The sequence below is a fragment of the Streptomyces sp. NPDC055189 genome (assembly GCF_053606765.1).
In genome coordinates this window covers 41,610-63,803 of record NZ_JBSGSG010000057.1, presented here as the reverse complement: position 1 = coordinate 63,803, position 22,194 = coordinate 41,610, and the positions used below count along the sequence as shown (strand labels likewise).

The 22,194-nt window shown below is 70.7% G+C and carries 22 protein-coding genes; 12 read left to right on the top strand and 10 right to left on the bottom strand.

Annotated elements, in window-relative coordinates; genetic code table 11:
* Window positions 1-152 precede the first annotated feature (152 nt).
* Together ACWFR3_RS31330 and ACWFR3_RS31325 are read right to left on the bottom strand one after the other, a co-directional pair.
* Window positions 153-761, bottom strand: coding sequence for a DUF1349 domain-containing protein (locus ACWFR3_RS31330; protein WP_453738025.1), 609 nt, complete (start codon window positions 759-761; stop codon window positions 153-155).
* A gap of 5 nt (window positions 762-766) precedes the next feature.
* Complete coding sequence (locus ACWFR3_RS31325) at window positions 767-2,296, bottom strand: aldehyde dehydrogenase (NADP(+)) (RefSeq protein WP_453738024.1); 1,530 nt, start codon at window positions 2,294-2,296, stop codon at window positions 767-769.
* A gap of 146 nt (window positions 2,297-2,442) precedes the next feature.
* On the opposite strand from ACWFR3_RS31325, the gene ACWFR3_RS31320 reads away from it, so the two are divergent.
* The 6 genes from ACWFR3_RS31320 (at window position 2,443) to ACWFR3_RS31295 (ending at window position 8,559) form a co-directional block, all read left to right on the top strand.
* Window positions 2,443-3,213, top strand: coding sequence for an IclR family transcriptional regulator (locus tag ACWFR3_RS31320; protein WP_160504308.1), 771 nt, complete (start codon window positions 2,443-2,445; stop codon window positions 3,211-3,213).
* A gap of 11 nt (window positions 3,214-3,224) precedes the next feature.
* Window positions 3,225-3,698, top strand: coding sequence for a GNAT family N-acetyltransferase (locus tag ACWFR3_RS31315; RefSeq protein ID WP_453738030.1), 474 nt, complete (start codon window positions 3,225-3,227; stop codon window positions 3,696-3,698).
* A gap of 383 nt (window positions 3,699-4,081) precedes the next feature.
* On the top strand, window positions 4,082-5,041 hold the full coding sequence (locus ACWFR3_RS31310) for a hypothetical protein (protein WP_453738023.1): 960 nt from the start codon (window positions 4,082-4,084) through the stop codon (window positions 5,039-5,041).
* Window positions 5,038-6,372 carry a sensor histidine kinase gene (locus tag ACWFR3_RS31305; protein ID WP_453738022.1) on the top strand — a complete coding sequence of 445 codons (1,335 nt, stop codon included), beginning with the start codon at window positions 5,038-5,040 and terminating at the stop codon, window positions 6,370-6,372. Before ACWFR3_RS31310 ends, ACWFR3_RS31305 begins: the two co-directional genes overlap by 4 nt.
* Entirely contained in the window at window positions 6,369-7,037 is a 669-nt protein-coding gene (locus ACWFR3_RS31300; protein WP_453738021.1) for a response regulator transcription factor, read from the top strand. Before ACWFR3_RS31305 ends, ACWFR3_RS31300 begins: the two co-directional genes overlap by 4 nt.
* Window positions 7,038-7,113: 76 nt before the next feature.
* A complete protein-coding gene (locus ACWFR3_RS31295) occupies window positions 7,114-8,559 on the top strand; it encodes a peptidoglycan D,D-transpeptidase FtsI family protein (RefSeq protein ID WP_453738020.1) in 1,446 nt (481 codons plus the stop codon).
* A 36-nt stretch (window positions 8,560-8,595) separates the two neighbouring features.
* Here ACWFR3_RS31295 and ACWFR3_RS31290 read toward each other — a convergent pair whose 3' ends face one another.
* The 8 genes from ACWFR3_RS31290 to ACWFR3_RS31255 all read right to left on the bottom strand — a co-directional run bounded on the left by ACWFR3_RS31290 (window position 8,596) and on the right by ACWFR3_RS31255 (window position 15,826).
* Window positions 8,596-9,312, bottom strand: a complete 717-nt coding sequence (locus ACWFR3_RS31290; protein WP_453738019.1) for a hypothetical protein — start codon at window positions 9,310-9,312, stop codon at window positions 8,596-8,598.
* Window positions 9,309-9,671, bottom strand: a complete 363-nt coding sequence (locus tag ACWFR3_RS31285) for a PadR family transcriptional regulator (RefSeq protein ID WP_453738018.1) — start codon at window positions 9,669-9,671, stop codon at window positions 9,309-9,311. Before ACWFR3_RS31285 ends, ACWFR3_RS31290 begins: the two co-directional genes overlap by 4 nt.
* A 2-nt stretch (window positions 9,672-9,673) precedes the next feature.
* The gene (locus tag ACWFR3_RS31280; RefSeq protein ID WP_453738017.1) at window positions 9,674-10,426 is read right to left on the bottom strand and encodes a CPBP family intramembrane glutamic endopeptidase; all 753 of its coding nucleotides are present in this window, start codon (window positions 10,424-10,426) and stop codon (window positions 9,674-9,676) included.
* Between the two features lie 150 nt (window positions 10,427-10,576).
* Window positions 10,577-11,401, bottom strand: coding sequence for an HAD family acid phosphatase (locus ACWFR3_RS31275; protein WP_453738016.1), 825 nt, complete (start codon window positions 11,399-11,401; stop codon window positions 10,577-10,579).
* A 186-nt stretch (window positions 11,402-11,587) separates the two neighbouring features.
* Window positions 11,588-12,175, bottom strand: a complete 588-nt coding sequence (locus tag ACWFR3_RS31270) for a TIGR03086 family metal-binding protein (protein ID WP_453738015.1) — start codon at window positions 12,173-12,175, stop codon at window positions 11,588-11,590.
* 81 nt (window positions 12,176-12,256) lie between these two features.
* The gene (locus ACWFR3_RS31265) at window positions 12,257-13,618 is read right to left on the bottom strand and encodes a S28 family serine protease (RefSeq protein ID WP_453738014.1); all 1,362 of its coding nucleotides are present in this window, start codon (window positions 13,616-13,618) and stop codon (window positions 12,257-12,259) included.
* 70 nt (window positions 13,619-13,688) lie between these two features.
* A complete protein-coding gene (locus ACWFR3_RS31260; RefSeq protein ID WP_453738013.1) occupies window positions 13,689-14,876 on the bottom strand; it encodes a hypothetical protein in 1,188 nt (395 codons plus the stop codon).
* On the bottom strand, window positions 14,873-15,826 hold the full coding sequence (locus ACWFR3_RS31255) for a 5-dehydro-4-deoxyglucarate dehydratase (RefSeq protein ID WP_453738012.1): 954 nt from the start codon (window positions 15,824-15,826) through the stop codon (window positions 14,873-14,875). The genes ACWFR3_RS31260 and ACWFR3_RS31255 overlap by 4 nt, the downstream gene beginning before the upstream one ends.
* Window positions 15,827-16,076: 250 nt before the next feature.
* Between ACWFR3_RS31255 and ACWFR3_RS31250 the strand changes: the two genes are divergently transcribed.
* The 6 genes from ACWFR3_RS31250 (at window position 16,077) to ACWFR3_RS31225 (ending at window position 22,178) form a co-directional block, all read left to right on the top strand.
* The gene (locus tag ACWFR3_RS31250; protein WP_453738011.1) at window positions 16,077-16,886 is read left to right on the top strand and encodes an NAD-dependent epimerase/dehydratase family protein; all 810 of its coding nucleotides are present in this window, start codon (window positions 16,077-16,079) and stop codon (window positions 16,884-16,886) included.
* 270 nt (window positions 16,887-17,156) lie between these two features.
* The gene (locus tag ACWFR3_RS31245; RefSeq protein WP_453738010.1) at window positions 17,157-17,927 is read left to right on the top strand and encodes a DeoR/GlpR family DNA-binding transcription regulator; all 771 of its coding nucleotides are present in this window, start codon (window positions 17,157-17,159) and stop codon (window positions 17,925-17,927) included.
* Window positions 17,928-18,005: 78 nt separating this feature from the next.
* Complete coding sequence (locus ACWFR3_RS31240) at window positions 18,006-19,370, top strand: ABC transporter substrate-binding protein (RefSeq protein WP_453738009.1); 1,365 nt, start codon at window positions 18,006-18,008, stop codon at window positions 19,368-19,370.
* Window positions 19,367-20,320 carry a carbohydrate ABC transporter permease gene (locus ACWFR3_RS31235; protein WP_453738008.1) on the top strand — a complete coding sequence of 318 codons (954 nt, stop codon included), beginning with the start codon at window positions 19,367-19,369 and terminating at the stop codon, window positions 20,318-20,320. Before ACWFR3_RS31240 ends, ACWFR3_RS31235 begins: the two co-directional genes overlap by 4 nt.
* Complete coding sequence (locus tag ACWFR3_RS31230; protein WP_453738007.1) at window positions 20,317-21,186, top strand: carbohydrate ABC transporter permease; 870 nt, start codon at window positions 20,317-20,319, stop codon at window positions 21,184-21,186. Before ACWFR3_RS31235 ends, ACWFR3_RS31230 begins: the two co-directional genes overlap by 4 nt.
* A complete protein-coding gene (locus ACWFR3_RS31225) occupies window positions 21,183-22,178 on the top strand; it encodes a zinc-dependent alcohol dehydrogenase family protein (RefSeq protein ID WP_453738006.1) in 996 nt (331 codons plus the stop codon). Before ACWFR3_RS31230 ends, ACWFR3_RS31225 begins: the two co-directional genes overlap by 4 nt.
* Window positions 22,179-22,194 lie beyond the last annotated feature (16 nt).

Here is a 22,194-nt window from a genome sequence, read left to right as displayed (position 1 = left end):
GCGGGGGCGTTGGTTCCCCTTAACCCCGGTCTCCCCCTTTTGCTCCATCACCGGCGGCCCTGGGTGCAACACCCCGCTGGTCCAGCGTTTGAGGACGTCTTTTCGGGGGTCGGGGGGCGAAGCCCCCGGACGGCACGCACCCCGCCGGGTGACTATGAACCGTCCCTGAGGCCCTGGGGCCAGTTCGGGCGGAACTCGATCCCGTCATACGTCACCACGCAGCCCTCCCCGACAGGGGACTGCGCCATGAAGCCGACCAGGGCCGCGCCCGCCGTCTTCTCCTCTCCCAGGGAGAAGATCCGGACGAACGTCCACTGCTTGCCGTCCAGTGACGCGTGGAACGCGAACGCCGCGCCCGTGCGGCTGATCCGGAGCCAGACGCTGCTGCCGTCCACCACGAACGCGTTCGCGTCGTCGGAGCGGCCGCGGGTGACGACCGTGCAGACCGTCGCCTCGTCGGGCGAGCGCTCCAGGCAGAGCTTGGCCCACTCCCGGTCGCCCACGTGCAGGTACAGCACGCCCGCGTCGAACGCCGCCGCGAAGCCGACCGTCACGCGGGCGATCAGCTGGAAGTCCCCCTCGGGGGCGCCGAGGAGGCGGGGCGCGTCCGACGCGGGGTCGAGCGCCTCGCCCGTCGGCGGCACGAAACGGTCCTGCCGGGCGCCTGCCCAGCCGGTGAGCACGCCGTCCTCGTACGACCAGTTCCCGTCGGGACCGTACGTACGCAAGGAGAAGGGCAGTTCGGGGATGTTGACGTCCATGGACGTCAGTGTTCCAGGCGCCCTTCGTAGCGGCGCGGGAGCCCCAGCGGATTGTCGTCCCGCAGCTCGGGCGGGAGCAGCGCTTCCGGTGTGTTCTGGTACGCGACGGGACGCAGCCAGCGCTCGATCGCCGTACCGCCCACGGAGGTGGAGGTCGACGTCGTCGCGGGGTACGGGCCGCCGTGGTGCTGCGCGGGCGCCACCGCGACGCCGGTCGGCCAGCCGTTGACCAGCACGCGCCCGGCCAGCGGCGTGAGTTCGGCGAGCAGCGCCGAGCCGCCCCCCTCGCCCGCGGCCTCCTCGGCGGACAGCTGCACCGTCGCCGTGAGGTTGCCCGGAAGGCGGGTGAGCACGGAGGTGATCTCCGCCTCGTCCTCGTAGCGCGCGACGACCGTCACGGGGCCGAAGCACTCCTCCAGGAGCAGATCGTGCTCGCCCTCGGTGGCGAGCTTCGCCGCGGGAACCGTCAGGAAGCCCGCGCTCACCGTGTGCTCGCTGCCCGCGCCCGGCGTCACCGGCGCGTCCACGTCGGGCAGTTCGCCGCGCTCGCGCACGCCCGCCACGAAGTTGTCCCGCATCCGGTGGTCGAGGAGCACCCCGGCCTCGGTGTCGCTGACCGCCTCGGTCAGGGACTTGATGAACCGGTCGCCGCCCGCGCCCGCCGGTGCGAAGACCAGGCCGGGCTTGACGCAGAACTGGCCGACGCCGAGGGTCATCGAACCCGCGAGACCGGCCCCGATCTCCTCCGCGCGCTCGACGGCCGCCGCCTCGGTCACGACGACCGGGTTGAGGGAGCCGAGCTCGCCGTGGAAGGGGATCGGCACGGGACGGGCCGCCGCCGCGTCGAAGAGGGCACGGCCGCCGCGGATCGAGCCGGTGAAGCCCGCCCCGGAGACGAGCGGGTGCTTGACGAGCTCGACGCCCGCCTCGAAGCCGTGCACGAGGCCGAGTACGCCCTCCGGGATGCCGTGCTGCACGGCGGCCCGCCGCAGCGTCGCCGCCACGAGCTCGGAGGTGGCGGGATGGTCCGGGTGCGCCTTGACGACCACGGGGCAGCCCGCGGCGAGCGCGCTCGCGGTGTCGCCGCCGGGCACGGAGAAGGCGAAGGGGAAGTTGGACGCGGAGTAGACGGCCACGACGCCCAGCGGGATCTTGTAGCGCCGCAGGTCCGGGATGGGCGGGGTCGCGCTGCTGTCGGGGTGGTCGATGACGACGCCGAGGAAGCCGCCCTCTTCGACCACGTCGGCGAAGGCGCGCAGCTGGAAGCAGGTGCGGGCGAGCTCACCGGTGAGCCGGACGGGACCGAGCGCGGTCTCCGCGTCCGCGGCCTCCACCAGGTGGTCCTTGGCTCCGTCGAGCAGATCGGCCGCGGAGCGCAGGAAGGCGGCGCGTACGGTGCGGTCGGCGAGCGCGTCCCGGGCGGCCAGTGCGGCACGTACCGCCTGATCGACCTCCTGGGCTGTGGCTTCGACCGCAACCTGTTCGCGCTGCTTCCCGGTTCGGGGGTCGACACTCCAGACTGGTGCTGCTGCCACCGCGGGGTCCTCCAGAGGTGATGCCACAGATGTGCTTACAGATGTGCTGCCACCCACCTGGGCTGTTCGATATGCTGAACGCCGTCTCCGGTGATGAACCGAAGACTTCGGAGACTATTTCTCGTCGAACTAAGGGGTCAAGGGCGATGTCGGCTGGCGAGACTGGCGGGGCACAGGTCAAGTCCGCGGTGCGGACGGTGGAGTTGCTCGAATACTTCGCGGGCCGCCCCGGAATGCACTCCCTGGCCGCCGTGCAGGAAGCCGTCGGGTATCCCAAGTCCAGCCTCTACATGCTCCTTCGTACGCTGGTGGAGCTGGGCTGGGTGGAGACGGACGCCACGGGCACGCGGTACGGGATCGGGGTACGGGCCCTGCTGGTCGGCACGTCGTACATCGACGGCGACGAGGTGGTGGCGGCGGCGCGTCCGACGCTCGACCGCCTCTCGGACGACACCACGGAGACGATCCACCTGGCGCGCCTGGACGGCACGAACGTCGTCTACCTCGCCACGCGCCAGTCCCAGCACTACCTCCGCCCCTTCACGCGGGTCGGCCGCCGCCTCCCGGCGCACTCGACGTCCCTGGGCAAGGCGCTGCTGGCCACCCACACCGACGAGCAGGTCCGCAAGATGCTCCCGGAGACGCTGCCCGCGCTGACCGAGCACACGATCACCGACCGCGAAAAGCTGATCGAGGAGCTGCGCACGGTCCGTGAGCAGGGCTTCGCCGTGGACCGCGAGGAGAACACGCTCGGCCTGCGCTGCTTCGGCGTCGCGATCCCGTACCGCACGCCCGCGCGGGACGCGATCAGCTGCTCCGTGCCGGTCGCGCGCCTTACGCCCGCGCACGAACAGATGGTGAAGGACGCGTTGTTCGACGCGCGGGACCGGTTGACACTGGCTACTCGTAGGCTCTGACCATGGTCGGTATGGATGTCACTCTGCGCCCGGTGCACGACAGCGATCTCCCGGTGTTCTACCGGCAGATGAACGATCCCGAGTCGAACCACGTCGCCGCGTTCACCTCGCCGAAAACGGCGGACCGGACGCTCTTCGAAGCCCATTGGAAGGGGCTTCGGGAGTCGGCCGACGTCGACGTGCGTACCGTCCTCGCGGACGGCGACGTGGTGGGCAGCGCGGCGGTGTACGGGGAGCCGGGCGAGCGGGAGGTCACGTACTGGATCGACCGCTACTACTGGGGCCGGGGGCTCGCCACGGCCGCGCTGCGGGCGCTGCTGGCGGAGGTCCCGGAGCGGCCCCTCTACGCGCGGGCCGCGGCGGACAACGTGGGGTCGCTGCGGGTCCTTGAGAAGTGCGGGTTCCGGGTTACCGCCCGTGCGAGCGGGTTCGCGCATGCGCGGGGGGCGGAGATCGCGGAAGACGTTCTCATACTCGGGGGTTGATGCCCGGGCGGGGCCTTCTCCCCAACCCCGCCCCTTCCCGGCTGCATCCAATTGCGGCTGCGCCGCGGGCCGCTCGGCGCGGGGGCCCTGTGCCTTGTACGTACCGTCATCACCGGCTCCGCCGAGTTCGTCCTCAAACGCCGGACGGGCTGAGATTTTCGCCGGTCCGGGGAAGTCTTTCAGCCGTCCGGCGTTTGAGGACCGGGGGTCTGGGGGCGGAGCCCCCTGCGCGGCGGAGCCGCCAATGGATGCAGCCGGGAAGGGGCGGGATCGGGGAAAGCCCCGCAGGGTCCCCCACCCCAGCCCGCTCTCCCCCGCACGGCGGACCCGGATCATCGCGACGCAGGACGTGCCCCGCGCCCGGCGAAGGGAGCGTGGAGGGCATGAAAGCCCTCCGCGCCGTCGCCGTCCTCGCCGCCCTCCCCTACCTCAGCCTCAAACTGGCCTGGATCGCGGGAAGCCACATCGGCATCCCCGAGGACAGCAGCCTCCTCGAACACCGCGCCACGATGATCTTCGCCAACGGCCTCACCCTGCTGATGGACGCGAGCGTCATCCTCCTCGCCCTGCTCCTCACCCGCCCATGGGGCCTGCGCACCCCCGCGTGGCTGCTCGCTTTCCCCATGTGGGCGGCGACGGGACTGTTGGTCCCGATCATGGCCGGGTTCCCGCTCCAGCTCCTGGTCAAGGCGTTGGGCGGCAGCGTCAACCAGCCCTCGGCACAGGACGACGGCGGCGCCTTCCTCGACGAGTGGGTCTTCGGTGTCGTCTACGGCGGCTTCATCCTCCAGGGCCTGGCCCTGGGCGCCCTGTTCGTCCGCTACGCACGGGCCCGCTGGGGCCATCTCTGGCGGGGCCGGCTCCTCGGCCCGGCGGCCCGCGACGGCCGCCAGCGGCGCACCGCCGTCGCCGCCGCCCTGCTGGCCGTCGTCCCCGCCGCCCTGCACCTCCTGTGGATCAGCGGCTCCGCCTTCGCCCTGAACGAGGCGCGGGCCGAGGAGCGTACGACCGACTTCTACGTCCTCGAAGCCCTGGACATGGTCTACCTCGGCTCCGCCGTGGCCGGCGGGTTGCTCATCGCCTTCCGGTGGGCCCCCGCCCTGCCCGTCAAGGTGCCGCTCGCCCTCGCCTGGACCGGCTCGGGCGCGATCGCCTGCTGGGGCGGCTGGCTGCTGTTCGCCTCGGTCGTCGGCGTGGACGACATCGCCCGGCGGCCGACGGCGGGAATGCTCCTGACCTACTCTGTGCAGATGATCGTCGGGACGCTCGTGGCCATCCTCGGAGCACGCTTCCTCAAGGAGCGGTCGGGCGCGTTCACCACGGCAGCGCGGCGCCCCGCGTGAAAGCTTTCGCGGCGACCCTGAGCGCCCTCTTCGGGCGCCGGGCCCGGCGCCGCTGGATCCATCTGATCCTCGGCGGCGCACTCGCGATGCCGTACGTCTTCGTGGGCTCCGTCATCGTCGGGCCGCTGCTCGGCGAGGGCAACGTCTTCGGTTCGATCACCTCCCAACTCGGCGCGTTCGCCGTGGGGTTGCCGCTCGCCGCGATCACCGCCCTCTTCCCGCTCACACGGCCCATGTCGGTGGCCGCCGTACGCGCGCTGTGCGACGTGCCGGGCGATGCGCTCGCCGACGGACCCGCCCGGTCCCGGCAGGCGCGCGGGCGCACGGTGGCGTGGTTCACGCTGCACCTGGGGTTCGGCGGGATCATCAGCGGGATGTCGCTCGCGCTGCCGCCGTTCGCCGCGGTGCTCGTCGCGCTGCCCTTCGTCGCCGCGCTGCGGGACAGCCGGGTCGGGATGCCCGAGGCCCTCGACGAGGGCTGGATGCTCGCGCTCTCCCCGGTCGCCGGGATCCTCTGCCTCGTCGCGCTCGCGGGGTGCGCGGCGGCGGCCGGGAACCTGCTCGCGCGCTGGGCGCCCGACCTCCTGGGGCCATCGCCCGCCGACCGGCTCGCGGCGGCCGAACAGCGCGCCGCGGACCTCGCCGTACGCAACCGGCTCGCGCGTGAGCTGCACGACTCGGTGGGCCACGCGCTGAGCGCCGTCACGCTCCAGGCGAGCGCCGCCCGCAGGGTCCTGGACCGCGACCCGGAGTTCGTCCGCGAGGCCCTTGCCGCCATCGAGGAGACGACCCGGCGCACGGTGGGCGAACTCGACGCGGTCCTCGGGGTACTGCGCGAGGGCGGCGAGGGCGGCACCGACCGGGCGAGTCCCACCGCCCCCGCGCCCACCCTCTCCGCCGATCTCGACGGGCTCCTCAAACGCACCCGCGCGGGCGGCCTGCGGGTCAGGGCCACGGTCGACCTCGGGCCAGGGGGCCCTGACGCCCTGCCCCCGATGGTCTCCCGCGAGGCCTACCGCATCGTCCAGGAGAGCCTGAGCAACGCGCTGCGGCACGCGGGCCCCGACGCCCCGCTGACCCTGCGGATCGCCCTGGAAGGCACCGCCCTGGAGATCCTCGCGGAGAACCCGCTGCCCCGCGGCGCACCCGCGTCCCGCCCCGGCGGCGGTCACGGCCTGCGCGGCATCACCGACCGGGCCAGGCTGCTCGGCGGCACGGTCCGGGCGGGCCCGGCCGACGGGGTGTGGCGGGTGGATGTACGACTTCCCCTGAAAGGGCCCGCCGACGGGGCCGATACGACGACCGACCCGAAGGGACCCGTACGACCATGACCGAGCCGGTCACAGCTCCCATCCGCATCGTGCTCGCCGACGACGAGCGCATGGTGCGCACCGCCCTGCGGGTGATCCTCTCCGCCGAGCCCGACCTGGAGGTCGTCGGCGAGGCGGCGAGCGGCGCCGAGGCGGTGTCCGTCGTGCGCGAGCTCAGGCCGGACGTGGTGCTCATGGACGTACGCATGCCGGAGATCGACGGCATCAGGGCCACCGAGCAGATCCTGCGGACGCTCGCCGATCCGCCGCGCATCGTGGTCGTGACGACCTTCGAGAACGACTCATACGTGTACGAGGCGCTGCGCGCCGGGGCCTCCGGGTTTCTGCTGAAGCGGGCCGACGCGGACTCGCTCGTACAGGCGGTGCGGCTCGTCGCGCGCAGCGACTCGCTGCTGTTCCCGGCGGCGGTGCGCGCCCTGGCCGCCGAGTACGGGCGCGCGAAGCCCGCGCCGCCGGCCTGGGTGGGCCGGCTGACGGGGCGCGAGAGCGAGGTGCTGAGGCTGATGGCGGCGGGTCTGACCAACGCGGAGATCGCGGCGCGGATGGGGGTCGGCCCCGCGACGGTCAAGACGCATGTGGCTTCGGTGCTCGCCAAGACGGGGGCGCGGGACCGCACGCAGGCGGTGATCGCGGCCTACGAGGCGGGCTTCATGAACGCCGGCTGATCCCGCAGTATGAAGAATCTCTGAGAAACCCGGCAGAACGGAACGAATACATCCGCGCCGCTCGTCCTTTTACGGGATGAACAAGACGATCAGGCGCGCCTCAGTCTTCACACTGCTGCTCGTGGTCGCCCTCCTTGTGCGGGCGACCTGGGTGCAGTTCTACGACTCGAAGGCGCTCGCGGACGACAAGCTGAACCGGCGCAACGCGATCGAGCAGTACGCGAACCCGCTCGGCAACATCATCGTGGGCGGTGACGCCGTCACCGGCTCCGAGCGGACGAAGGGCAGCGACCTCAAGTACAAGCGCACGTACAAGGACGGCGACCTGTACTCGTCCGTCACGGGCTACAGCTCGCAGGTGTACGGGGCGACGCAGCTGGAGGGCATCTACAAGGACGTCCTCGACGGCACCGACACTCGGCTGAAGAACCCGCTGGACACGGTCACCGGCAAGCGCGCCGATCCGGGTGACGTGGTCACGACGATCGACCCCGCGGTGCAGAAGGCCGCGTACAAGTCGCTCGGCGACAAGAAGGGCGCGGCGGTCGCCGTCGACCCGAAGACGGGCAAGATCCTCGGCATGGTGTCGACCCCGTCGTACGACCCCTCGGACATCAGCGGCTCCACGGACTCCAAGGAGTGGAGCTCACTCCTGAAGGACGAGGACAAGCCGCTGGTCAACCGCGCGATACGGCAGCCGCTGCCGCCGGGTTCGACGTTCAAGCTGGTCGTCGCGGCGGCGGCCCTGGAGGATGGGCTCTACGGCTCGGCGGACACGAAGACCGACAGCCCGAATCCGTACAGGCTGCCCGGCACGACCACCGACCTGAAGAACGAGAGCGCGAGCGCGCCCTGCGAGGACGCGTCGATCCGTACGGGCCTGCAGTACTCGTGCAACAACGTCTTCGCGAAGATGGCCGTCGACCTGGGCCAGGACAAGGTCAAGTCGATGGCCGAGAAGATGGGCTTCAACACCGACAAGCTGGATGTGCCGGTGCGCGCGTCCGAAAGCGTCTACCCCTCGGACATGGACAAGGCCCAGACGGCGCTGACCGGCATCGGCCAGTTCGACGTGACGGCGACGCCGCTCCAGATGTCGATGGTCTCCGGAGCGATCGCCAACGGCGGTGAGCTGGTCTCGCCGCACATGGTGTCCCGGGTCTCCGATTCGGGCGGCGACGTCCTGGAGTCCTACGACGACGCGGACTCCCAGCGGGTGATGAGCGAGGACACGGCCAGTCAGCTCCAGTCGGCGATGGAGACGGTCGTCGAGAAGGGCACGGGCACGAACGCGCGGATCAGCGGCGCGGACGTGGGCGGCAAGACGGGCACGGCCCAGCACGGCGAGAACAACAGCAAGACGCCGTACGCCTGGTTCACCTCGTACGCCAAGGGCAGCGACGGCAAGGAGGTCGCGGTGGCGGTCATCGTCGAGTCGTCGAGCGCGGCGCGGTCCGAGGTGAGCGGCAACGGCCTGGCGGCGCCCATCGCGAAGGCGATGATGTCGGCGGCCCTGAACTAGCGGCCGCCCACGGCAGAGGCGGTGAGCGGTGAGGGGTCAGCGGCGCGCTCGCCACACCTGCACGGCCCAGAGACCGGCGAACAGGCCCAAGGGCCCCGTCACCATCCCCACGGCGAAGCCGATCCCGCTGTCGGCGTGGCCGTCGTCGACGGCGACGGCCACGCCCGCCAGGACGACGGCCGCCCCCGCGACGGCCACCAGCACATAGAACCGCCGGCTGAAGAACCGCCCCCGCTCCGGCACCTCCGGCGGCTCCGAGATCTCCGCGCCCGGCCCGAGGCTCGCAGCCACCGGCCGCTTGAACCACGCGTAGACGATCCAGTTGCCGCACGCCTCCCAGCCGTCGGGAGCAAGCCGTTCGTCGAGCCCTTCACGCCCCCGCGTGACCAGCTCACGCCGGTACTCCCAGCGCTGCGGGCTCTCCAGGTCCCGGTGGCTGACGAAGCGCCCGAGCGCGTCCACCCGCTCGACCTCCCACCCCTCGCCGCCGAAGCGGTTCAGGAGCTCCTCGTCGACGTACGTGTCGGCGGTCCACCGCCACGTCTCGACGTGCGCGTCAGGTGCGGCGGGCCCCTGCCCCTCCGCGGGCACCAGCTCGCGGGCGAACTCGTCGGCGGGTCCGAACTCCGACTCCGGGTCCGCGCCGCCCGACTCCTCCAGGTGCGCGGCCAGATCGGCGAGGGTCGTCGCCACGCGGTCGGACGGCACCCCCTGCTCCCGCAGCCGCTCGGCGAGGTCGTCGAAGTAGGTCATCGCACACCCGCCTTCGCCAGGACCTCGCGCACGGATCCGTCGAAGGCCAGCCAGAGGCCGCCCTGTTCGCCGAGCGTGGCGCGCCCGGCGTCCGTCAGGGAGTAGTAGCGCCGGCCGGGGCCCTTCTCGGTGGCCCGGAACTCCGCGGCGACCAGGCCCGCCTCCTCCAGGCGGTTGAGCACGGGATAGAGCGTGCCGCCCTTGATCTGGCCGAACCCGGCGGCGCCGAGCAGCTTGGCGATCTCGTAGCCGTAGCTCTCGCCGTCGGTGAGGCTGGCGAGCACGAGCAGATCGAGCACGCCCTTGAACCAGCTGGCCCGGCGGTCGGTCTTCGCGCCTCCGGAGGCGGGTGCGGCCATGGTCAGCTTCCCTTCGGAGCGGGCGCGTGCACGGGCACGCTGCCGATCGGCTCGGGCTCGGGGAGCGTCAAGTCCCTTACGGAGAGGGCGACATGGATGACGACGGGCAGCAGCAGGCTCCCGGTCGACACATAGAGCCCGGCGAACAGCACTCCGACGAGGGCGAAGGCGATGGCGCCGCTGCGGCCCTGGTAGAGACCGGCGAGGGCGTACACGAGCACCGAAAGGGTCGCCGCCGCATAGAGGTTGAGGCCCAGCACGCCGACGCCGAAGGCGATCAGGAGCCCGCGGTAGACGAATTCGGCGCAGATCCCGTCGGTCACGGCGACGGCGATCGCGAGGCGGCGCTCCTGTGCCGTGCGCGGCAGCATCGCCTGGATGGAGGCGAGCCCCGGCACGTTCCTGCCGCTTTGGGCGAGGGTCCGCATATTGCGCCCCGACGTCACCGTGACCGCCAGGAACGCGACGACGATGATGGCCGCGGACACCGGCGATTCGGGTGCCGCGATGCCGAGGTCGGCGGCGGTCATGTCCGGTGAGAGCAGCAGGGCCGCCACGGCGAGCGCGGCGAGGACCCACCAGAAGACGAGCACGAAGGTGAAGTAGCCGACGAGGGCTCGCGGTTCGGCGTCCCGGCGGCGGGCCAGCGAGCCGTAGAGGCGGCGGCCGAGCCAGGGCTCACCGAGCAGCAGATAGGCGCCGAGCACGGCCGTGACGGCGGTCGAGGCGACTGAGAAGTCCGGCGAGATGGTCATGGGATTCCCCCTTCCCGACGGGGTCGCGCGGTGCGCGGCGCATGCCGCACCACCCGCACGACCCCATGAGCATGTGAGCTACCTAGACCGTAGAGCGACCTAGTCAGGAATACAACCTATCTCGCGATGCAGAGTGCCGACGGGGCGTCCCTACTCCACGAAGTACGTCGGATTGGGCAACTTGTATGTCTTGTCCGCGTATCCGCCCGCGAGGTCGGAGACCTGGTCGCCGAAGCTGCCGACGATGTCGTAGCCGGTCGACTCGATGTGCTTGCGGGTGCCTTCCTTGAACTGCACGGTGGTGCACTCCCACTTGGCGGGCGTGGCGCAGTTGCTCAGATAGGCGGGCGGGGCGGTCTTGTTCTTGGTGAACACGTGCTCGGTGTCGAGCTTCGTGTCGTACCCGGCCTTGGCGAGGTTGGTGACGGCGCCCTCGCGCTGGGCCTCGCTCAGGCCGGTCAGGAAGAAGACCTCGACGCCCTTGTCCTTGGCGTACGCGACGAGTTCGGGCATGCCGAAGACGGCGGGGCGCTTGGCCGCCTTCACGTACGCGTCCCACGTGCTGTTGTTGTACGTGTAGTTGGTGGACTTCTCGTAGTCGAAGCTCAGCAGCGAGGTGTCGTCCACGTCGAGGACGATCGCGGGCTTCTTGCCGTGACCGTGGCCCTTCGCTCCATGGCCACCGCCCTTCGCACCGCGCGCGGCGGCCTTCCTGATGTCCTTCTTCGCCTTGGCCTGGATGCGCGCCAGGTCCTTGGCGTAGGGGCTGTCGGGCGAGGACCGCCAGACGCCGTCGGCGTCCTGGTACGCGCCGTAGTAGTCGTCGATCTCGCCGACGAGCAGGCCGATGTTCTGCGGTTCGGCGGTGTGCCGCGCCGATGCGTCGTCGGCGGTGGCGGCGCCTGTGCCGTACAGCGCGGCGCCGGCGACGGCACAGGCGGTGGCGATGCCCGCCACCCGTAGGGGCTTGTGCATGGGTCGATTTCTCCGGATCAGGATCAGGGCCTCGGGGCCTGTACAGGGGCAATGAGTTCGAGCAGGTCAACACCTGTCTACGCGCACTGTCTACGCGCATCACACGGTGCGCCGCGAGACCCTTTGCCCGATCGATACCTGATCCGGGGAAAGCCCGGTACTGAAGCGCTGCCCGGGCGCCGCGCCCTACGCGCCCGGCGCCCAGCCGGGGTCCCGGCCGCTGAGACCGATCACCCGGTCCAGGAGCGGTGCGTCGTCCGGCACCGGGACCACGGCCCCGAACAGGCTGTTCCCCGACCTGTCCCCCTCCTCGGGCGTGAGCAGGGCCTCGGCCACCCCGAGGCTCACCACGTCGGGCTCATACGCCTGGCCCGTCGCCCGCGCCAGGTCCCAGCCGTGCACGACGAGCTCGTCCATGGCGACGGCACCCGCGACGGCCCCCGGCAGATCGAGACCGCCCGCGCGGGTCATGCCCTCCCACGCGGCCGGGTCGCGCCACGCCTGCGCCAGCTCGTCCAGCAGCTTCGGCAGAGCGGCACGCCACTCGGGGCCGGCGTCCGGCACGACACTGCCCGGATCCCGGTCCAGGTGGGGCCCGAAGTCCTTGCGCGCGGCGTCCCGGAACGCGCCGGTCAGATGGATCAGGTGGCCGAGGAGATGGCGCACCCGGTACTCCGGACAGGGCGTGGCCCCTTCGAGCTGCTCGTCGGCGACACCTTCGGCGACGGCCGCCACAAGCCGGGCCTGCGGCGCGAAGTCAATCATCTGCGACATGGGTCCTCCCGAATCCAGGCGGCCCCGCCCCCTCGGACCGCTGCCTTGCCCTGTAGACCGGCCGGCGCCCGGAACTCATCGCTATTTCACGTTCGCCCAGCGCTTGATCGTCGCGGTCGCCTCGGCCTGTTCGGCGGCGGGCAGCTTGGCGATGGAGGCGCCGTGGTTGGAGCCGGGGACCTCGTAGCGGTAGGAGTCGCGGTGGCTCGGGGTGAACTTCTCCGCGCTCCACGGGTCGTTCTCGCCGTAGATGAACATCATCCGCTGGCCCCGGGTCTTCACCCAGCGGTCGACGTCGGCGGTGGTGCTGTTGTTGTACGAGCCGCGCATCGCCTCGGGAAGGACCGAGTTGGGCTGGTAGATGTCCGGGTAGCGGCGGACGTCCCTGAGGTGCTTGAACTCCAGGTCGGCCCAGCCGAGCTGAGTCGCGGCCTGGCGGTAGTAGGGGCCCGTGCCGTTCGTGCCGAGGGTCTCGTCCTGGTAGACGCTGAAGCCGTGCTTCTTCGACCAGTCGTAGAGCTCGTCGTCGGTGGCCTTCTTCGCGTCGGGCACGGTCGGGCAGTTGTCGATGGTGCCGCTCTGCCAGAAGTTCCACACCTGGTCGAGCACCGCGAACTCGTAGGCGCGGTCGGTGGTGCCGAGCGTCTCCTCGAAGGTGTCGCCGGCCTCCTTCGCGTCGGCCTCGAACTTGGGCAGCAGCGCCGCACGGCGCAGAAGCATCTCGCGCTGCACGGCGTTCAGCGCGGCCCGGCACTCGGCCGTGCCGACGGTCTTGAAGAACCGCTCGTAGCCGCTGTCGTCCCTGTTGTTCGCGTCGTTCGGGGCCACGAACGCGACGACCGCGTCGAGATCGCCGGGGTAGAAGCGCTCGTGGTACGTCGCCGTCATGCCGCCCTTGCTGGCGCCCGTGCCGAGCCACTTGCCCTTTTCGATGCCGCGCAGCGCCTGCGTGAGGCGGTGCTCGTCGGCGGCTTCCTGCTGAATGGTGAGCTTGGACCAGTCGGCACCGGCGGCGCCCGTGGGGCGGGACTGCTCGAAGTAGCGGTGTTCGACGCTGACCTGGTTGGCGTCGATCAGCTTGGTGAGGGCGGTGGTGTTGGACGCCAGGGTGTAGCCGCCGGTGTAGAGGACGGTCGGCTTGTCCGTGGCCTTGTGCCAGAGCGTGGCGCGCTGGGTGAACGTACCGGCGCGGGGGTTGCCGTGGTCGACGGGCTGGGCGTAGGTGAGCGTGTAGAAGGGGTAGCCCTCCCGGTCGGCCACCGAGACGACCTTCATGCCGGGGATCTTCTCCAGCCGCTCCCGGATGTCGGTTGCGGCGCCGGCCCGCCCGTCACCGGCCTGCGCGTCACCGGCCTGCGCGGCGGCGGGCACGGCCCCGCCGAGTACCGCCGCGCCCGCCATGAACCCGGCACAGACCAGCGCCGATATCCCCTTGTTGCGCACCTTGTCTCCTCGTACTGGAGCGAAATGGTTGCGCGGATGGTAACCGCTTCCACTTCCGGTGCGACAGAGGCTATTTCCGGTGCGGCGGAGGCTGTTCGAGGTGCTCCAGGGCCTTGGTCACGAGCGCCAGATCAGCGTCGGATGCCAATCCGGCGTGATACAGCCGCAGTTCGTCGGCGCCAAGCGTGACCGCGTGCGCGGCGTCGGCGGCGAGGGTGGCGGGGCTGCCGCCCATGCCGGAGACGACGGTGAAGTTCGCGGCGAGGGTGGTGCGGGCCGTGCGGTGCGCGTCGAAGGGCACAAGGGCCCCGGCGCCGCCCGTGCAGGGCACGACCACGCCGTCGGCCACGGAGAGGATGTGCTCCGGGTCGACTCCGGCATTGGCGCCGCAGTGATACGCCACCGGGTCGGCGTGCAGCAGCACCCGGAAGCCGTCCGGGGCCGCCGCGCGCACGGCCGCGATCGCCGCCTCCTGGAGGGTGCGGGCGGTTTCCTCGCGCCACGCGCGCGTGGCGGCCGCCGTCCCGGCGCCGAGCAGCTTCTCCACCGCCTCCCAGCCGCCGGAAGGCTCCTCGCCGCGCCACACGGGCTCCAGGGCGCCGCGGACCCCGGCCGCGAGGTCGTCGGGGGCGAGCCCCCGACTCGCGTACCCCGCACGGCAGTCCGCGCAGAAGCACAGCGACATCAGGTACTGACCGGCCTCCCCGAGCGGCACTCCCGCGATCTTGTCGTGGGCGTGCAGATGCGCGAGGCCGTACCAGCCGAGGGACTCCAGCTCGGTGCCGCGCGCACCGGGGCGCACGGCGGCCTCCGCCGCGAGGTCGACGAGGTACGCGCGCGTGGCGGGCCGTGCGATGCAGGGGGCCCAGGGGTAGCGGTCTCCGTAGGCGTTGACGACCGAGGTGTCCGGATGGTCGGCGCCCATACGGGAGTTGTGGGCGAGGACCACCCAGGTGTGTACGTCGAGCCCGGCGTCCGCCAGTGCGCCGGCGGCCTCTCCGTAGGCGTCGCCGGGGGCCCAGTCCCCGGCCGCGTACGGGCGCAGTTCGCGTCCCTGCCACCGGTCGCCGGGCTCGTAAAGGACCGCCGCGTGTTCGGCGGTGACGATGCGGTGGCGGGGGTGGCGGGGGGTCAGCGCGCGCGTGGAGTGGTAGGCGGAGGCGAGGGTGACCTGCCGGACGCCGAGGTCCGCGATGCGGCGGGGCGCACCGGGGTCGCCGACGACGTCCCAGGGGTACAGGAAGGCGGAGGTCCTCACGCGCTCTCCTCCCGCACCAGGGCGCGCCCGCGCTCGGTCAGTTCGGCCAGGCGCTTGATGTGCTCGTCGGCGGGCTCGTGCAGCGGCGTCCGCACCCCGCCGACGTCGAGCCCCGCCATGCGCACGCCCGCCTTGACGAGCGAGACGGCGTATCCGCGCCCCTCGGCGCGCAGCTCCACGAAGGGCCGGTAGAAGCCGTCGATGAGCCGGTTCACGAGAGCGTCACCCTCGGGGGTCCCGGCGTTGAAGGCCCGGTGGAAGGCGAGCGCGATGTCGGGCGCGAAGCAGAAGACCGCCGACGAGTAGAGCGTGACGCCGACGCCCCGGTAGGCGAGCCCGGTGAGCTCGGCGGTGGGCAGTCCGTTGAAGTAGAGGAACTCTCCGGGGACTTCCGCGCGCACGGCGCTGACGATGCGCTGCATCAGGTCCATGTCGCCGAGGCCGTCCTTGAAGCCGATGATGCCCTCGGTGCGGGCGAGCTCGACCACCGTCTCCGGAGTGAACACGGCGTTGTCGCGCTGGTAGACGATGACGTCGAGCGAGGTCGCCGCGGCCAGTTCGGCGTAGTGCGCGAGCAGCCCTTCCTGCCCGGCGACGACGAGATAGGGCGGCATCGCGAGGAGTCCGTCGGCGCCCGCTTCCTCGGCGAGCTTCGCGTACCGCACGGCGAGCGCGGTGCCGTACCCGGCGCCCGCGACCACCGGCACCCGGCCCGCCGACTCCTCGACGGCCGCGGCGACGCACGCCCGGAACTCCTCGGGCGTCAGGGCGTGGAACTCGCCGGTGCCGCAGCAGGCGAACACGGCCGCCGCGCCCGCTTCGACGCCCGCGCGCACGTGCGCGCGGAAGACGTCGAGGTCGACCGAGCCGTCCGGGCCGTAGGCGGTGACCGGGAAGAACAGCGGCCCGCTGGGGACATTGAGTCGATCGGCGAGGGGTGCTGACGTCACGGGCTCTCCCTAAGCGTGCACGTTTCTGATCCACGTCCATATTTCTGAACGCACCCACGCTAAGCCGCCTCCTGAGCCCCGGTCAAGCCGCGAGGTCGGCAATAGATCGGGAAGAGATCGAGAAGAGAACCGCGATCGAGCAGCGGATTCTCCGCCTCCGTACGACACTTGACTCGACGCGGCGTTGATCCTTACTTTGTCCACGGATGTGAATGCTGTACGCACACACGAACTCTGAGGAGACCCCCTCATGCCCGCTCCCCGCACCGTCCTGCTCACCGGCGCCGCAGGCGGCCTCGGCACCCTGATGCGGGGGCTCCTTCCGGCGTACGGCCACGAACTGCGGCTGCTCGATGTGCGGCCCATCGAGGGCGAGCCCGACGCGATCACGGCGGACCTCTCCGACAAGAAGGCGCTGCGGGAGGCCGTACGGGGTGTCGACTCGGTCATCCATCTCGCGGGCATCTCCCTGGAGTCCTCCTTCGACAAGATCATGCGGGCGAACATCGAGGGGACGTACAACCTCTACGAGGCGGCGCGCGAGGAAGGCGTCCGCCGTGTCGTCTTCGCCTCCTCCAACCACGCGGTGGGGTTCACGCCGCGGCCCGTCGGCGACGACCCGCTGATCCCGGTGGACACGCCCCGCCGTCCCGACACCTTCTACGGCCTGTCCAAGTCCTTCGGCGAGGACCTCGCCCAGTTCTACTGGGACAAGCACGGGGTCGAGACGGTCTCGGTGCGGATCGGCTCGTGCTTCCTGGAGCCGACGAGCGTGCGGATGCTGTCGGTCTGGATGAGCCCCGGCGACGGCGCCCGGCTCTTCCATGCGGCGCTGACCGCCACCGGGGTGGGCCACACCGTGGTCTACGGCTCGTCCGCGAACACGCGGCTGTGGTGGGACCTCTCGTCGGCGCGCGCGATCGGCTACGAACCGCAGGACGACTCCGAGCAGTACGCGGACAAGCTCGTCGCCGAGCAGGGGGAGCTGGACCCGTCGAACCCGGATCACGCGAACCTCGGGGGCCACTTCTGCACGAACCCGCCGGTCTGGCCGTACTGAGAGCGGGGCACCTGCCGGAAGGCCGGAAGGACTGAAATCAGCCCTTCCGGCCTTGCGGAAGAGCCGCCCGAACCTGAACCGGGCACCAAACGGGCCACTCGAACCCCCCGAACGGGCAGCCCTTCCGCCCGAAGCAGAGGCCGCAGCTCTGCCAAACGGGCAGAGACGGGCACCATCGCCCGCACTCCGAGCCTGTTCACGCACCGTCCCCCGCTGTAGAACTTCCCCACAGGGCCCGAACGGGCACAGCCAGGGAAGGAGGCGGCATCCATGACCGCGGAAGAGCGACAGCGGGAAATCGTCAAGGCCGCACGGACCTCCGGCTCCGTGGACGTCACCGCGCTCGCCACCGAACTGGGCGTCGCCAAGGAAACCGTCCGCCGTGACCTGCGCGCCCTGGAGGACCACGGTCTGATCCGCCGCACCCACGGCGGCGCCTACCCCGTGGAGAGCGCGGGCTTCGAGACGACCCTCGCGTTCCGCACCACCATGCACGTCCCCGAGAAGAGAAGGATCGCCACCGCGGCCGCCGATCTCCTCGGCGACGCCGAAACGGTCTTCGTCGACGAGGGCTTCACCCCGCAGCTCATCGCCGAAGCACTGCCCGAAGCCGCCAAGGGACGCCCCCTGACCATCGTCACGGCGTCGCTGGCCACCGCCGGCGCCCTCGCCGAGGCCGACAACATGTCCGTCCTCCTCCTGGGCGGCCGCGTCCGCCCCGGCACGCTCGCGACCGTCGACCACTGGACGACCCGCATGCTGGCCGGGTTCGTCATCGACCTTGCCTACATCGGCGCCAACGGCATCTCCCGCGAGCACGGTCTGACCACGCCCGACCCCGCGGTCAGCGAGGTGAAGACGCAGGCCATCCGCGCGTCACGGCGCACCGTGTTCGCGGGCGTGCACACCAAGTTCGGGGCGACGAGCTTCTGCAGGTTCGGGCACGTCGGCGAGCTGGAGGCCATCGTCACGAGCACGCAGCTGCCCGCTTCCGAGGCGCACCGCTACTCGCTCCAGGGCCCCCAGGTCATCCGCGTCTGACACCCCCGCTCACTCCCCTCACACACACCTCCCACCTCTCGTGATCCCGCACGCCCAAAATCCACTCCAGGAGCATTCATGCGAACCCAGAGCCGACGGAGGTCGCGCGCACTCGCCGCGGCAGCCGCAGGGACGCTGCTTGCCCCGCTGCTCTCCGGCTGCTGGGCCGGGGCGGGCGGGACCGGTTCCGGCGACTCCATCAACGTACTGATGGTGAACAACCCGCAGATGGTCGAACTGCAGAAGCTCACCGCCGCCCACTTCACCAAGGAAACGGGCATCAAGGTCAGCTTCACGGTCCTGCCCGAGAACGACGTCCGCGACAAGATCAGCCAGGACTTCGCCAACCAGGCGGGCCAGTACGACGTCGCCACGCTCTCCAACTACGAGATCCCGATCTACGCCAAGAACGACTGGCTGCACGAACTGGGCTCGTACACCAAGAAGGACAAGGCGTACGACGAGAAGGACGTACTGCCGTCCATGCGCCAGTCCCTCACCGGCGACGACGGCAAGCTCTACGGACAGCCCTTCTACGGAGAGTCGTCCTTCCTGATGTACCGCAAGGACGTCTTCAAGAAGGCCGGTCTCACCATGCCGAAGAACCCCACCTGGCAGGAGGTGGGCAAGCTCGCGGCCGAAGCCGACGGCGCCGAGTCCGGCATGAAGGGCATCTGCCTGCGCGGACTTCCGGGCTGGGGAGAGCTGATCGCGCCCCTGACGAGCGTGGTGAACACCTTCGGAGGGACCTGGTTCGACAAGGACTGGAAGGCCCGGCTCGACTCCCCCGAGTTCAAGAAGGCGACACAGTTCTACGTGGACCTCGTGCGCGAGCACGGCGAGTCCGGAGCCGCCCAGTCCGGCTATGCCGAATGCCTGAACAACCTCACCCAGGGCAAGACCGCCATGTGGTACGACGCCACGGCCGCCGCCGGTTCCCTGGAGTCCGCCAAGTCCCCGGTCAAGGGCAAGATCGGCTACGTACCCGCGCCCGTGGAGAAGACGAAGAACTCCGGCTGGCTCTACACCTGGGCCTGGGGCCTGCAAAAGGCCTCGCGCAACCCGGACAAGGCGTGGAAGTTCGTCTCCTGGGCCTCCAGCAAGGAGTACGAGGAGCTGGTCGGCGAGAAGATCGGCTGGTCCAACGTCCCGGCGGGCAAGCGCTCGTCGACGTACGAGAACCCCGAGTACGTCAAGGAAGCCGCCGCGTTCCAGGACGTCACCCACGACGCCATCGAGGGAGCCCGGCCGACCGACCCGGGCGTGCAGCCCAGGCCCGCGCCCGGCATCCAGTTCGTCGGCATCCCCGAGTTCACCGACCTCGGCACGAAGGTCTCCCAGGAGATCAGCGCGGCCATCGCCGGGCGCCAGTCCGTCGAATCGGCCCTCAAGAAGTCACAGAAGCTCGCCGAGAAGATCGCCGAGGAGTACGAGGGACGATGACCGCCACCGCAAGCACCACCGCCGTCGCGCCCACCACCGCGCGCGCCCCCGGACCCAAGGCACCGGGGAGACTGCGGGCCTGGGCCACCAGGGCCCCGCTCCTGCCCGCCCTGATCTTCATGGTCGTCGTCACCCAGCTGCCGTTCGTGGCCACGCTGGTGATCTCCTTCTTCGACTGGAACGCCCTCTACCCCGACGCCCGCAGCTTCGCCGGGTTCGACAACTACTCCGAGGTCCTCACCGATCCGGACCTGCGCAAATCCGTCCTGACGACCATCGTGCTCACGGCCACCGTCGTGATGGCCAGCCTCGTCATCGGGCTCGGCCTCGCCCTGCTCCTGGACCGGAAGTTCCGGGGCCGCGGATTCGTGCGTACGTTGCTCATCGCGCCGTTCCTGCTCGTGCCGGTGGCCGCCGCGCTGCTGTGGAAGCACGTGCTCTACAACCCCGAGTACGGCCTCTTCAACGGCCTGCTGCACTGGGTGGGCGGCGACGGCGCGGCCCAGCCCGACTGGGTGTCCAACACCCCGCTGATCGCCATCGAGGCCTCCCTGATCTGGCAGTGGACGCCCTTCATGATGCTGATCCTGCTCGCGGGACTGCAGAGCCGCGACAGCGAGCTCATCGAGGCCGCCCGGATGGACGGCGCGGGCAACTGGCAGGTGTTCCGCTATCTGACGCTGCCGCATCTGCGCCGCTATCTGGAGCTGGGCGCGCTGCTCGGCTCGATCTACATCGTGCAGAACTTCGACGCCGTCTTCACGATCACCTCGGGCGGCCTCGGCACCGCCAACCTGCCCTACACCGTCTACCAGAGCTTCTACCAGGCCCACGAGAACGGTCTGGCGTCCGCCGCCGGCGTCCTCGTCGTCATCGGTTCCATCATCATCGCGACCTTCGCGCTGCGGGTCGTCTCGTCCCTGTTCCGTGAGGAGGCGTCCCGCGCATGAGCACCGCTGCGACGCATGTACCCACCAAGCCCGGCAGCCGCTTCCGCATCCGGGGCTCCGCGGGCCTCGGCCTCGCCGCCTGGCTGGCCGGAATCCTGTTCTTCCTGCCCATCGCCTGGATGACGCTGACGTCCTTCCACTCGGAGGAGGACGCGGCCACCAACCCGCCGTCCCTTGCCGCCTCGCTCACCCTGGACGGCTACCGCGACTTCTTCGGCTCGGGCGGCGGCGCGAGCCCCTGGCCCTCGCTCATCAACTCGACGGTCGCCTCGGTGGCCTCGACCCTCCTTGTGCTTCTCCTGGCGCTGCCTGCCGCGTACGCGCTCTCCATCAGGCCGGTGAAGAAGTGGACGGACGTCCTGTTCTTCTTCCTGTCGACGAAGATGCTGCCGATCGTGGCCGGCCTGCTTCCGATCTACCTCTTCGCCAAGAACACCGACATGCTCGACAACATCTGGCTGCTCGTCATCCTCTACACGTCGATGAACCTGCCGATCGCGGTGTGGATGATGCAGTCCTTCCTCGCCGAAGTGCCGGTCGCGATCATCGAGGCCGCGCAGATCGACGGGGCACGCCTGCCGACCATCCTCGCGCGCGTGGTCGCCCCCATCGCGCTGCCGGGCATCGCCGCGACGTCCCTGATCTGCTTCATCTTCAGCTGGAACGAACTCCTCTTCGCCCGGGTGCTCACGGGTGTCGTCGCCCAGACCGCGCCCGTCTTCTTGACCGGCTTCATCACCAGCCAGGGCCTGTTCCTCGCGAAGGTGTGCGCCGCGTCGCTCGTCATCTCCCTGCCGGTACTCGCCGCGGGGTTCGCCGCCCAGGACAAGCTGGTCCAGGGCCTGTCGTTGGGAGCAGTCAAGTGAAGGCCGCCATCATCGAGTCCGTCGGCAAGGCTGTGGTCGGCGAGGTGCCCGACCCCACTCCGGGGCCGCGCGACGTCGTCGTCGAGGTCGCCGCGTGCGGTCTGTGCGGGACCGATCTGCACATCCTGCAGGGCGAGTTCGCCCCCACGCTGCCGGTGGTGCCGGGGCACGAGTTCGCCGGGGAGGTGGTGGGCCTCGGCCGCGAGGTCACGGAGCTCGCGGTCGGCGACCGGGTCGCCGTCGACCCCTCGCTCTACTGCTACGAGTGCCGCTACTGCCGCACCGGCCACAACAACCTCTGCGAGCGCTGGAACGCGATCGGCGTCACCACCGCGGGCGGCGCGGCCCAGTACGCGGTCGCGCCCGTCGCCAACTGCGTGCGGCTCCCCGAGCACGTGCGCACCCAGGACGCGGCCCTCATCGAGCCGCTGTCCTGCGCGGTGCGCGGCTACGACGTGCTCCGTGCCCAGCTGGGCGCCCACGTCCTGATCTACGGCTCCGGGACGATGGGCCTGATGATGCTGGAGCTCGCCAAGCGGACGGGCGCCGCGAGCGTGGACGTCGTGGACCTCAACGCGGACCGCCTCGCCACGGCCCGCCGGTTGGGCGTCTCCGGGTCGGCCGCGGGGGCGGACGAGCTCGACCGGCCGCAGGGCTGGGACATCGTGGTCGACGCCACGGGCAACGCGAACGCGATCCAGGACGGCCTGGGGCGGGTCGCCAAGGCGGGTACGTTCCTGCAGTTCGGGGTGGCCGACTACGCGACGCGGGTGGAGATCGACCCGTACCGGATCTACAACCAGGAGATCACCATCACCGGGTCGATGGCGGTCCTGCACAGCTACGAGCGGGCTGCGGAGCTGTTCGCCGCGGGTGTCCTCGATCCGGATGTGTTCATCAGCGACCGGATGCCGCTGACGGCGTACCCCGAGGCTCTTGAGCGGTTCGCCTCCGGGGTGGGCCGGAAGATCGTGGTGCTGCCTTCGTCCTAGCGGCGGGCGGGCGCAC

Bases quoted from the DNA above. Each gene is read 5' to 3' on its own strand.
- ACWFR3_RS31330 (WP_453738025.1), bottom strand. From the start codon at position 761: ATGGACGTCAACATCCCCGAACTGCCCTTCTCCTTGCGTACGTACGGT.
- ACWFR3_RS31320 (WP_160504308.1), top strand. From the start codon at position 2,443: ATGTCGGCTGGCGAGACTGGCGGGGCACAGGTCAAGTCCGCGGTGCGG.
- ACWFR3_RS31315 (WP_453738030.1), top strand. From the start codon at position 3,225: ATGGATGTCACTCTGCGCCCGGTGCACGACAGCGATCTCCCGGTGTTC.
- ACWFR3_RS31310 (WP_453738023.1), top strand. From the start codon at position 4,082: ATGAAAGCCCTCCGCGCCGTCGCCGTCCTCGCCGCCCTCCCCTACCTC.
- ACWFR3_RS31300 (WP_453738021.1), top strand. From the start codon at position 6,369: ATGACCGAGCCGGTCACAGCTCCCATCCGCATCGTGCTCGCCGACGAC.
- ACWFR3_RS31295 (WP_453738020.1), top strand. From the start codon at position 7,114: ATGAACAAGACGATCAGGCGCGCCTCAGTCTTCACACTGCTGCTCGTG.
- ACWFR3_RS31290 (WP_453738019.1), bottom strand. From the start codon at position 9,312: ATGACCTACTTCGACGACCTCGCCGAGCGGCTGCGGGAGCAGGGGGTG.
- ACWFR3_RS31285 (WP_453738018.1), bottom strand. From the start codon at position 9,671: ATGGCCGCACCCGCCTCCGGAGGCGCGAAGACCGACCGCCGGGCCAGC.
- ACWFR3_RS31280 (WP_453738017.1), bottom strand. From the start codon at position 10,426: ATGACCATCTCGCCGGACTTCTCAGTCGCCTCGACCGCCGTCACGGCC.
- ACWFR3_RS31275 (WP_453738016.1), bottom strand. From the start codon at position 11,401: ATGCACAAGCCCCTACGGGTGGCGGGCATCGCCACCGCCTGTGCCGTC.
- ACWFR3_RS31270 (WP_453738015.1), bottom strand. From the start codon at position 12,175: ATGTCGCAGATGATTGACTTCGCGCCGCAGGCCCGGCTTGTGGCGGCC.
- ACWFR3_RS31250 (WP_453738011.1), top strand. From the start codon at position 16,077: ATGCCCGCTCCCCGCACCGTCCTGCTCACCGGCGCCGCAGGCGGCCTC.
- ACWFR3_RS31245 (WP_453738010.1), top strand. From the start codon at position 17,157: ATGACCGCGGAAGAGCGACAGCGGGAAATCGTCAAGGCCGCACGGACC.
- ACWFR3_RS31240 (WP_453738009.1), top strand. From the start codon at position 18,006: ATGCGAACCCAGAGCCGACGGAGGTCGCGCGCACTCGCCGCGGCAGCC.
- ACWFR3_RS31235 (WP_453738008.1), top strand. From the start codon at position 19,367: ATGACCGCCACCGCAAGCACCACCGCCGTCGCGCCCACCACCGCGCGC.
- ACWFR3_RS31230 (WP_453738007.1), top strand. From the start codon at position 20,317: ATGAGCACCGCTGCGACGCATGTACCCACCAAGCCCGGCAGCCGCTTC.